Source organism: Bacteroides galacturonicus (assembly GCF_003096855.1).
GTDB classification, from domain to species: domain Bacteria; phylum Bacillota; class Clostridia; order Lachnospirales; family Lachnospiraceae; genus Lachnospira; species Lachnospira rogosae.
The window spans coordinates 298,139-310,391 of the sequence record NZ_QEOA01000006.1 but is presented as its reverse complement, the minus strand read 5'-3'; the positions used below and the strand labels follow the sequence as shown (position 1 = coordinate 310,391).

The 12,253-nt window shown below is 36.8% G+C and carries 8 protein-coding genes; 5 read left to right on the top strand and 3 right to left on the bottom strand.

The annotated features are described in order from the left end of the window. Window positions 1–12 precede the first annotated feature (12 nt). Window positions 13–1,746 (top strand): methyl-accepting chemotaxis protein, encoded by a 1,734-nt coding sequence (locus tag C7390_RS10100; RefSeq protein ID WP_022501630.1) that lies wholly within the window; start codon window positions 13–15, stop codon window positions 1,744–1,746. A gap of 215 nt (window positions 1,747–1,961) precedes the next feature. Here the strand turns inward: C7390_RS10100 and C7390_RS10095 are convergent, their stop codons facing one another. The 3 genes from C7390_RS10095 to C7390_RS10085 are packed head-to-tail and all read right to left on the bottom strand — an operon-like array spanning window position 1,962 to window position 6,502. After that, entirely contained in the window at window positions 1,962–3,380 is a 1,419-nt protein-coding gene (locus C7390_RS10095; RefSeq protein ID WP_055307091.1) for a HAMP domain-containing sensor histidine kinase, read from the bottom strand. A 17-nt stretch (window positions 3,381–3,397) separates the two neighbouring features. After that, complete coding sequence (locus C7390_RS10090) at window positions 3,398–4,099, bottom strand: response regulator transcription factor (protein ID WP_022501632.1); 702 nt, start codon at window positions 4,097–4,099, stop codon at window positions 3,398–3,400. 27 nt (window positions 4,100–4,126) lie between these two features. Continuing rightward, window positions 4,127–6,502, bottom strand: coding sequence for an endonuclease MutS2 (locus C7390_RS10085; protein WP_022501633.1), 2,376 nt, complete (start codon window positions 6,500–6,502; stop codon window positions 4,127–4,129). A gap of 278 nt (window positions 6,503–6,780) precedes the next feature. Between C7390_RS10085 and C7390_RS10080 the strand changes: the two genes are divergently transcribed. The 4 genes from C7390_RS10080 to C7390_RS10065 all read left to right on the top strand — a co-directional run bounded on the left by C7390_RS10080 (window position 6,781) and on the right by C7390_RS10065 (window position 12,244). Next, window positions 6,781–8,013, top strand: a complete 1,233-nt coding sequence (locus C7390_RS10080; protein ID WP_055307092.1) for a S1C family serine protease — start codon at window positions 6,781–6,783, stop codon at window positions 8,011–8,013. A gap of 101 nt (window positions 8,014–8,114) precedes the next feature. Then, a complete protein-coding gene (locus C7390_RS10075) occupies window positions 8,115–9,056 on the top strand; it encodes a 3'-5' exoribonuclease YhaM family protein (protein WP_090140518.1) in 942 nt (313 codons plus the stop codon). A gap of 14 nt (window positions 9,057–9,070) precedes the next feature. After that, window positions 9,071–10,861: a 23S rRNA (uracil(1939)-C(5))-methyltransferase RlmD gene (gene rlmD / locus C7390_RS10070; protein ID WP_116444149.1), complete on the top strand. Its 1,791-nt coding sequence runs from the start codon at window positions 9,071–9,073 to the stop codon at window positions 10,859–10,861. Between the two features lie 12 nt (window positions 10,862–10,873). Next, window positions 10,874–12,244 (top strand): hypothetical protein, encoded by a 1,371-nt coding sequence (locus tag C7390_RS10065; protein WP_116444148.1) that lies wholly within the window; start codon window positions 10,874–10,876, stop codon window positions 12,242–12,244. Window positions 12,245–12,253 lie beyond the last annotated feature (9 nt).

Below are 12,253 nucleotides of genomic sequence, written 5' to 3'. Positions count from 1 at the left end.
AAAGGAAAATTAATGGTAAATAAGTACAAAGAAAGATTAAAGCATTATACGATTAATCGTAAGTTAAAGGCTACTCTTGGAGTTGTAGCTCTTATAGCATGTATTATAGGTGTAATTCTTATAAGTGGTATATTAGCGGTTGCTAATAATGTAAAGGGAATATATCAGGGACCAATGAACAATGTTAATGATATAGCTAATGTTAAATATGGTCTTACTGATTTACAGAGAGCCATTAACAGACTTTTAGCTGAAGGTTCTGATAATATGGCAGATAGATATGCAAATTTTGAAAAGACAGTAGAAGAAGATGTCAATCTTGTCGTTTCAGGAGTTGATGATATGGATAAGCATTTCAAGACAGAAGCTACGAGAGCAAAGCTTTCAGAAATGCAGGCTAAGATTAACGAGGGCGAGAAAGTAAGACCTCAGGTTATGCAGCTTTTAAAGAGCGGAAAGATTGATGAAGCTTATGCACTTAATTATAATACATATCTTCCTATAGTTAACGAAATCAAGTCATTAGCAAATGATATAGAGACATTAGTATACCAGAACGGAGCAGTGTATTATACTCAGTCAGTGCGTCTTGGTAATGGACTTACAATAGCAGGTATTATACTTGTTGTTGCGTTATTATTTATTTCAACATTCTTTACAAGAACTATAACAGAAGTTCTTACAACACCAGCCAAGCAGATTGTTGAAGCGGCAGAGCAGATGTATCATGGAGATATGTCAGCAGCTAATCTTATAACATACGAATCAGAAGATGAATTCGGAGCTATGGCAAAGACACTTAAGGGAACAATGTTAAATCTCCACGCATATGTGGATGAAATATCAACAGTTTTAAGAGAAATTGCAAGTGGTGATTTAACTAAGGATTCAGATGAAATTACAGATTTCCTTGGAGATTTTGTAAGCATCAAAGAATCATTTGTATACATTTTAAAGAATTTTAATATAACATTAACTAATATTGCCAAGACATCAGAGCAGGTTGATATTGGTGCCGAGGATCTTTCAAAGGCAGCAGGTGATCTTGCTAAGGGAACAACAGACCAGGCAAGTGCTGTTGAAGAACTCACAGCTACAGTTGAAACAGTAGCGGCATTAGCTAAAAAGAGTGCAGATCAGACACAGACTGCATATGATAATGTATTAGCGGTAGCAGAAAATGCAGAAGAAGAACGTAAGAAGATGGACAGCCTTACAGAAGAAATGGCTAATATTATCGAAATATCTAATAAAATCGAAGCAATTACTTCAACTATCGAGGATATCGCTTCACAGACAAGTCTTCTTGCACTTAATGCTTCAATTGAAGCTGCCAGAGCTGGTGATGCAGGACGTGGTTTCGCAGTGGTTGCAGAGCAGATTGGAAAGCTTGCAACAGACAGCCAGAAGTCAGCTGTTAATACAAGAGAACTTATTGTTAAGACTATAGAAGAGATTAATAAGGGTAACGAGATAACCGCCTCTGTTGCACAGGCATTTGAAGGAACAATTAATGAAATGCAGAAGTTTGCTGATGTAGCTAAGGAAACTAATGAGTCAGCAAGAAATCAGGCAGAAATATTATCACAGATTGAACAGGGTATCGAGCAGATATCAGGTGTTACACAGAACACAGCAGCTTCTTCACAGGAAAGCTCAGCAATCAGTGAACAGCTTGAACAGAGAGCCAGGGAGCTGGATAAGCTTATTAATAACTTTAAGCTTTATAGACCGGTTAGCAGATAATAGGACTAAAATTATATATTAATGCTTGATTGGTGGCTGTAATTGATAACAACGGACGATTGGCTGCAATCAACATAAGCAACGAAGACACATTTGCATTGAGTGTCGCTCGCAGCGGTACTAAGTCGCCAGCTAAGGCTGCCGACTAAGGACCGGCGGCTCCCCATCGTCTTCTTATGCTTATGTTGATTGCAGCCAATCGTCCGTTATTAACATCACCCCTTCGCAAGTGGCAGCGTAAATATAAACTCCGTCCCCACATCCGGCGTACTGATTACATCTATATGCTCTTCGTGTGCCTGAATTATTTCTTTAGTTATGGACAGTCCAAGTCCAGACCCTTTCTTGTCACGGCCTCTTGAGGCATCTGATTTATAAAATCTATCCCATATTTTATCAATATCTTTCTTGGCAATTCCGCTTCCAGTATCTTTAATGGATATCTGGGCTTTATCACCTTTTTCTTTGACAGTTACATATATAAAGGAGTTATCGTGGCTGAATTTGATTGCATTATCTACAAGGTTGTATATAACCTGTTGTATTTTACCTTTGTCAGCTTTGACATTAAGTGCTGTGCCAGAGAATGTCAGGCTGAACTTAATGCCTTTCTTTTTACACGAACCCTCAAGAGTTTCTATTGTATGCTTTATTACTGAGTTAATATCAAATGTTGTAATCTCAAGGCGGACAGTCTTAGGGTCAAGTTCATTAAGCGTAAGTATATTGCTTGTAAGCTTGGTAAGTCGTTCGGTTTCAAATAATACAATATTAATGTATTTATTAATCATCTCCGGTGGTACTGTTCCGTCCTCAATGGCTTCAAGGTAGCCTTTTATTGAAGTAAGAGGCGAACGGAAGTCGTGCGAAATATTGGATAAGAACTTCTGCTGGAACCGGTCCATTTCGTTAAGTTCTTTTGCCATATAATCTAGAGAAGCCGCCAGACGTCCGATTTCATCATTGTGGTGTATCTTAATGCGGTAGGAAAGATTACCTTTTCCATATTCTTCAGTAGCCTTGGTAAGCTCATTGATAGGCTTGTGAATATGTATGAAATATAGCACCAGCATAGAAAGTGAAAGCAGCATAGCAATCACCAGTGTAAGATAGTTGGTGTTAAATGTATCATATACCCTGTCAGTTATGACAGTTTCAGGCATATTGATGACAACATAGCCTTTCATTGTGAAATTGCTGGCAATAGGAAAATATGCACTTACAACAGTTTCGTCAAATACACCATAGAAATCACCTGTCTGTGTGTGTGCACCTTTAAGTCTGCCATAATCAAAATCCTTAAGTTCATATAGATAACCATTAGAATCTGCTGTTCCAGAAAATCCAGTATCTAACATAACATCACCGAATGGGCTTACGAACATAATTCTTGTGTGGTTGAGTTCAGATACTATTTTAAGGTCAGCTTCTATGCCTGAAAGATATTCTGGCGTGAAGGTATCTTTTGCAAATGTGCCGGCAATTTCGTTAGCCTGCTGGTAAAGCACTTCAGAATAATAGTCATATACTTTATTATAATCGTGCCTGAAACATATTGTTGTTACAGCTATAAATCCTACAACAGCAATTATTATATATAGAGTTATCTGTTTGGTAAGCATATTATATTTCATATTGAGTCCGTTCCTGCTTATTTAGTCACAAATTTGTAGCCAATTCCCCATACGGTTTCAATCGACCATTTATCGTGGTCTTTAATCTTTTCACGAATTCGTTTGATGTGCACATCGACAGTACGGGTATCGCCAATGTAATCATAGCCCCAGATATTGTCAAGAAGCTGTTCTCGTGTGAACACCTGATTAGGTGCAGATGCAAGGAAGTATAAAAGTTCAAGTTCTTTAGGCGGCATTTCTACAGCCTTTTTATCATAAGTAACTGAGTAATTGTCAAGATTGACAATTAAGTCAGGATACGTTACACATCTTGCATTTTCTGATGGTGCAACGGTAGTTTGTGGAAGATGATAACGTCTTAATACAGCTTTAACGCGTGCGACAAGTTCTTTTGTTTCAAATGGCTTGATAATATAATCATCAGCACCAAGCTCCAGACCTAATACCTTGTCAAATGTTTCGCCCTTAGCTGAAAGCATAATTATTGGCGTATTATTATTCTTCCTTATTTCACGGCATACCTGATATCCGTCAATACCAGGAAGCATAAGGTCTAACAGAATGAGGTTAGGCTTGAATGTAGAAAGGTTATCAAGTGCACTTTCGCCGTCATATACAATCTTAGTTTCAAAACATTCTTTTGTAAGATAGAGTGAGATGAGTTCAGCTATATTCTCATCATCATCTACGATTAAAATTCGTTGTTTAGCAACCATATGTGCCTCCATATACAATATTTATAGTTAATCTTTAAATGTTACAATTGTAACACCTTCTGCACCCTCGCCAATCTGTCCAAGGCGGAATTCTTTAATATAAGGAACCCCGTGCAGATAAGAAGTTATACCAGAGCGTAGAGCACCTGTTCCCTTGCCGTGAACAATTCGTACCTGTGGAATTCTGGCAATATAGGCATCATCAAGATATTTGTCAAGAACGGCAATAGCTTCATCAACAGTGTATCCAAGAAGATTAATCTCAGAAGATACAGAAGATGATTTTGACATCTTGATTTTACCTGAGCCACCAGCACCCTTAGGCTTAGAACTTGTTTCAGCAGGATCCTTATAGCCTTTAAGTATGGCAAGATTTTTAATATCCATTTTAGTGCTTAAGCTTCCTACAAGTACAGTAACCTGGTTTTTGTTCTTATGAATCTGGGATACAGTACCTATGACGTTCATTGTAAGAACCTTAACGTGCATACCAACCTTGAATTCAGATATATCGTGAGCCTTATGCTCGCTTATGTTGTTGGCAGGTTCAATCTTTAACTTTTCCTGTCGCTTATTCATTTTCTCACGGATAGCACTGCGGTGTTTCTCAAGCTCTTTTACAGTCATACCATGCTTGTTCATAGCATTAATTGTCTTATCAGCATACTCTTTCGCATCTTTAAGTATGCGTGCAGCTTCTTCGTTAGCTTTTCTTATAATATTGTCAGTGCGTTCATCAAGACGTTCAGTCTTTTTGGTCAGTTCAGACTTTAACTGGGCAATCTGTGCTTTGTACTCATTTAATTCCTCACGCTCACGCTCAATTGTAACACGGCTTTGCTCAAGATCAGTTACAAGGTCTTCAAATTTGATATCCTCAGAGTCAAGACGGCGTGAAGCATCATTAATTATATTGTCAGAAAGTCCAAGCTTTTTGGAAATGGCAAATGCATTACTCTTTCCAGGAACTCCGATAAGAAGCCTATAAGTAGGGCGGAGTGATTGTACATCAAATTCACAGCAGGCATTTTCAACGCCATCGGTTGTGAGTGCATACATTTTAATCTCGCTGTAATGTGTTGTCGCCATTGTTGTAATATTACGTCTGTGAAGGCTGTCAAGTATAGCAATTGCAAGGGCTGCACCTTCTGTAGGGTCAGTACCAGCACCAATCTCATCGAATAAAATGAGACTGTTGCTATCAGCTTTTTTAAGAATATCGACAGTATTAGTCATATGTGAGCTGAATGTACTAAGGCTCTGTTCAATACTCTGTTCATCGCCGATATCAGCAAATATATTGTCAAATACAGCTATGTCGGAATGTTCCAGTGCTGGAATATTAAGTCCGGCCTGAGCCATAAGAGTAAGAAGTCCGACAGTCTTTAAGGATACGGTCTTACCACCGGTATTAGGTCCTGTTATGATAAGAAGGTTAAAATCTGTACCGAGATAAATGTCTATAGGCACGACAGTATGCGGCTCAATAAGAGGATGTCGTCCTTTTTTAATATTTACTATACCTTTGTTATTCATAACAGGGCGGCTGCAATTAAAATGCCTTGATAAAAGTGCTTTGGCGAATATGCAGTCAAGATTGGTAAGTATCTCATAGTCTGAAAGCAGTGAATCGGTATATTCTGCGGCTTTAGCACTTAAATCTGCAAGAATAACTTCAATCTCAGCCTGTTCCTTAAGTTCAAGCTCTCTTATATCATTGTTAAGCTTGACAACTGCGGCAGGCTCAATAAATACAGTAGAACCTGTCGATGACTGGTCATGAACCATACCAGGCATAAGTGATTTGTATTCAGCTTTAACAGGCAGACAGAAACGTCCCTGTCTTGTTGTTATCACATAATCCTGAAGATAAGTTCTTGTAGATGGTGAATTTAATATTTTATTAAGTTCAGTGTGTATGCGGTCAGCAGCTATATTTTTCTGACGTCTTATGCTGCGGAGGTTCGCACTTGCATCATCACTGATTTCATCTTCTGATATAATACATTTCTTAATTGCGTTATTAAGAAGTGTAACAGGGTCAAGCATGTCTATTAAAGGTTGTATTGAGTCAGCACGCTGTTCATAGTATCCCTTTATGTGGGCAGCACATTCTAATAACATAGATATGTTAAGAAGCTCAAGTGCATTAAGAGAGCTTCCGACTTTAAGTCTTGCAATGCTTCCCCTGATATCTTTTATCCTTGAGAAATCCACACTTCCCTTCTGGTATACACGGGTAAGTGCATCATTAGTATAATCAAGTGCTGTATTGATTTTGTCTATGTCAGTCATAGGCTCAAGCTTATGAAGTATCTGCTTTGCACCATCAGAGCAGGCAAAAGATACAAGACGAGATATTATTTTATTATATTCAAGTGTTGATAATGATTTATTATTCAATGTAATACTCCTGTCATTTCAAATAATAATTATTATATGTCTGCTATTAGTGATAAAAGCTGACAATCCTCTCTTATTATATACTAAAACCGATTAAAACCATAGGATAAATTTAAGAAAGAGCCGACTTTTTAACATCTATGTCATAGTTTGTTCATAAACATAGTGTATACTTTATTTATATTGCGTAATAACCGGATAGTCAGAAGAAAAATGTACTTGTGATTTAGCATATCAGATGCGTAAGCATCTGTTAATGAATAAGAATGAGGGATAATATGGAACATAAAGATACTGAGCAGAAATACGATTTATATACGGAAAAGATTGTATTAAGTCCTAAGGTTAAATATAAGAATCTTATAAGAACAATTAAGATACTTATATTGATAATAATAGCAGGAGTGGTGTATATAGCGGCTGACAAGCTTATTGTGCCGTCAGTAAAGGCGAAGTTTGATAAGAAGAAAGCAGAACAGGATAGAATTGAATTCACAAGAGATGAATATCCGGAGCCTGTTGTTGTTGTTGAGGATGAAGAAGGACAGCCACAGATTAAGAAGGATTATGATACATTAATGCAGTCGTTAAGAACGAAGGTAGATGATGTGCAGAAGTCAGTTGTCATAATTAAGGAAAGCACGGAAGGGCTTAATTATGAGAATTATATTGAGAACAGGGAAAATGTAACATCTACGGCAGGACTTATTGTTGCCTATGTGAATTCAAGATATATTATACTTACATCAAAGAAATATACTGATAATACTGCGGATATAAGTGTTAAGGTTAATGATAATGAATATAAGGCGGTATATGTGTGCTCAGACAGTAATACAGGTATAAGTATAATAAGTGTTGATGCTGAACAGATGAGTGAGGACGACAGGACAAGCATAGAGGTATCAGTTCTTAGCAATTCATATATACTTAACAAGGGTGAGCTTGTAATTGCCGCAGGCAATATATATGGAACGGATGGGGCAGTAGATTATGGAACTATAACCAATATCAGCTCGTACAGCCTTATAGATAATAATGTAGACATATTTGAAACTAATCTTACAGCCAAAGATGAAGATTACGCATTTTTATTTAATTCGGACGGCAATGTTGTAGGAATATCTGTACACAGTAATAAAGATGTCAAGCTTAAGTTTATGGGAATATCAGATCTTAAAGGTACTATTGAGAATATGATAAACCGTCAGGAGATTATGTATTTTGGTATTAAAGCAGAGAATGTAGACAATGAATTGGCAGATAAATACAGTCTTACAACAGGAATATATATACTTGCAGTTGAGCAGGAGTCGCCGGCATATCAGGCAGGACTTCAGACAGGAGATGTAATTGTAGAGGTAAATGGCGAGGAATGTCTTACTATGCAGAAGCTGAATGAGAAGCTGTACAGATGCCAGTCAGGACAGAGCGTTAATGTCCTTGTAAAAAGGCTTGGTAAATCAGGGTATTTTGAAGTATCTTATGATGTCAATGTGGAATACAGATAAAGCAGCTACTTGACAGTACAGAGTAGAATTAAATAGTTGAGATAAGAATATAATAAGATTAATTGAAATCAGAGAGAAATCTGATTGAATGGAGGAAGAGTATGCGTTATATAGAAACATTTAAAGACGGAGACAGAATTTCAGAGGTATACCTGTGTAAATCCAAGTCATCAGCACTTACTAAGGCTGGAAAAGAATACGAGAATGTTATACTTATAGATAAGACAGGACAGATAGATTCAAAGATATGGGACGTTAATTCAGGTGGAATATGCGATTTTGAAGTTAATGATTATGTATTTGTTAATGGACAGGTTACAAGTTATAATGGTGCATTACAGTTTAAAATAGAAAGAATTCGTGTGGCAGCAGAGGACGAGTACACACCAACAGATTATATTCCATCTTCAAGATATGATATAGAGCAGATGTATGAGGAATTATTAGGATTCGTAAGAAGTGTAGATAATCCATACATAAAGCAGCTTTTGGAAGCATTTTTCGTTGAAGATGAAGTATTTATTAAAAAGTTCAAGAATACGTCAGCAGCCAAGACAGTACATCACGGATTTATGGGTGGACTGCTTGAACACAGCCTAAGTGTTACAAGATTATGTGCAAAGATGAGTGAGAATTACGATTTCCTTAACAGGGATCTGCTTATAAGCTGTGCAATGCTTCACGATGTAGGCAAGGTAAGGGAATTAAGTGAATTTCCAAGAAATGACTACACAGATGAGGGGAATTTTATAGGTCATATAGTGATTGGCTACGAAATGGTTATTGAAAAAATCAGACATATACCAGATTTTCCAGAGATATTAGCTAATGAGGTTGGCCATTGTATATTATCACATCACGGTGAGTTAGAATATGGTTCACCTAAGAAGCCAGCAATAGCAGAAGCACTAGCACTTTCTATGGCAGATAATATGGATGCAAAGCTTGAAACTTTAAGGGAATGTCTTGAAGCCAAAGACACTAATGACTGGCTTGGATTTAACAGATGGCTTGAATCCAACATAAGAAGAACAAGTTGTTAATGTGAGGAACAGTTATGGCATATAGTAAGAATGATATTGTACAGGTTACAATAGAGGATATAGGAGTAACAGGAGAAGGAATAGGCAAGATAGACGGCTATACATTATTTGTAAAAGATACAGTCATAGGTGATATAGTAGAAGTTAAGATTATGAAGGCAAAGAAGAATTACGGATATGCCAGACTTATGAATATCATAACACCGTCAAAGGACAGGGTTACACCGGAATGTAATATAGCAAGGCAGTGTGGCGGCTGTCAGTTACAGGCTATGAGTTACGCTGCACAGCTTAAGTACAAACAGAAGCTTGTCAGTGATAATTTACAGAGAATAGGTGGACTTACAGAAGGCGTAGATTATGAAATGTGTGACATTCTTGGTATGGACACGCCATTCAGATACCGCAACAAAGCACAGTATCCTGTAGGTGAGGATAAAGACGGTAATATTATTATGGGATTTTACGCAGGTCATACACATTCAATAATTCCTTGTGATGACTGCCTTTTAGGTGATGAGAACAACTCTGTAATATTAACAGCCGTCAGGCAGTGGATGAAAGATTACAGGGTAAGAGCCTATAACGAGAATATCCATAAGGGAACTTTAAGACATATACTTATAAGAACAGGATTTCATACTGATGAGATTATGGTCTGTCTTGTTACTAAGAAAATGTTAAGAAAAGAGGCGGCAGATGGACTTGTAAGAGTGATTGAGCGGCTTAATAGTGGCAGTTCAGCAAGTGATAATATTTCATCAGGTAGTGATAATAATACAAGTAATAACAGTGGAAGAAAGTTAAATATAGCTTCGCTGGTTGTCAATATTAATAAAGAGGATACTAATGTAATACTTGGCAGGGAATGTGTAACTCTTTATGGAAGACCTTATATAGAAGATTACATTGGAGATATAAAGTTCCAGATATCACCGCTTTCATTCTTTCAGGTTAATCCTAAACAGACAGAAGTGCTTTATAACAAAGCATTGGAATTTGCTAATCTTACAGGCAATGAGGCAGTGTGGGATCTGTATTGTGGAATAGGAACAATCTCGTTATTTTTGGCAAAAAATGCAGGAATGGTATACGGTGTAGAGATAGTTCCACAGGCGATTGAAGATGCGAAGAATAACGCGGGGCTTAACGGAATAGATAATGCAGAGTTCTTTGTAGGAAAGGCAGAAGAAGTAGTCACAGCATTTTATGAAAGCAGGAAAGCAGATGATGGTACTGGTCACAATATGACAAGACCAGATGTTATAGTGGTAGACCCACCAAGAAAAGGCTGTGATGAGAAGCTTCTGGATACTATTGTTACAATGTCACCACAGAGAGTTGTGTATGTAAGCTGCGATTCGGCAACACTTGCAAGGGATTTAAAGGTGTTATCGGAGCGTGGATATAAGATTGTGAAAGTACAGCCGGTTGACCAGTTTGCTAATACAGTCCATGTGGAGACGGTAGTACTGCTTTCCCACAAAAAGCCAGACGGACATATCAACGTAAAAGTTGAGTTTGGCGAGGGTGAGGGAAAAGTTCCGCTTGATAATATCGCTAAAAGAGCCGAAGAATACAAGCTCAAGGAACGAGTGACCTACAAAATGATAAAGGAGTACATAGAAGCTAAATACGGCTTCAAAGTACATAGCGCATATATCGCAGAGGTAAAGAGAGATTTAGGCTTGCCGATGTATGATGCTCCTAATGCGGTAGAAGAATTGAAACAGCTGAGGAAGCATCCAACTCCAGAGAAGGTTGAAGCAATAAAGGATGCATTGAGGTATTTTGAGATAATATAGAGGGAGAAAATTATGGCGATAATAAGACCAAGATTGATAGATTTCTACAATATTCCAATAACGCAAGAAGAGGTTGATTTCGCTATTCCTTTTTTAGATGAAGATATACCATTATATTTAGACCCATTTTTGTTGTGGAAATCTCCTTCGCAGCAAGATAATGCGTTACACCTGATACTAATTAATTCATTTAATAAGTTGGGGGCAACGTATTTGAAAAATGAAGATAAAAGGGAGTTAATAGCAGAGAACTTAGCTGGCTTATCTGAGTGTAGTGAGGTAGGATTAGGTTCGGGAAAAACCAAAAAGGGATTGAAAATATCCATAAATACAGCAAAAGAGATATTAGATTTGTTCAGTATAGTGCCACAATATAAGACAGGTGGTTTTTCTCATTTTGAGGAAATACAGTTATATGTAAATAATATATCTAAGGATAGGATTAGTGATTTTGCGTGTAATTTTTTAAAATCCTTTCTTATTGATTTTACACAAGATGAATGTAAAAAATATAATATTCCAGTAAGAGAGTTTGCGAATATTAAAGTTTTTAATCCAAAGACTTGTAGTATTGATGAAGAAAAACTGTCATTACCATATAACCCAGAGGACGAAACCCCTATTATTTTTGTTCCAAAGCGGTGGTTGCGTCATACTCCATGGATTAATTATGACGACTATTTTGTAAATGCTTATGTAAAGGAGGGCGAAGAAGATAAAATTGAAAAACCTAAAGTATTAGAATACAACAGATATAATTATGGAATGATTACAGCATATATAGCAGCAAAGGAGCGTACGCAAGCAGATTGTAAAAATGACCCATTGTTCAAACAAATACCAGTTATCTCTGCTAAAAAATGTTTGAATCAGATAGTAAAACTACCATCGGGTAAAACGGATAATGCCGATAAAAAGTTTGAAAATAGTTGTACAAAGCTATTTGCGTCTTTGTTATATCCCCATCTTGATTTTGCTCAAGCGCAAAGCAGGATTGATTCGGGAACTCAGATAAGAGATTTAATCTTTTATAATAATTGTTCATTTCCATTGTTGAAAGAATTATATGATAAATATGATTGCAGACAGATTGTTTTTGAAATGAAAAATGTAAATGAGGTTAGTAGAGAACATATCAATCAGTTAAATCGTTATCTTTCGGAGCAGTTTGGACGTTTTGGAATTATTATAACTAGAAATCCATTAAAGAAAAGTATTATGAGAAATACTATAGATTTATGGAGTGGACAAAGAAAGTGTATTTTATGCCTTACTGATGAAGATATCAGGCTTATGGTTGATGTATACGAAAATAAGCAACGTGACCCAATGGAAGTTATAAATAAGAAGTATGTAGAATTTATAAGAATGTGTCCATCTTAGGAAAGTGAG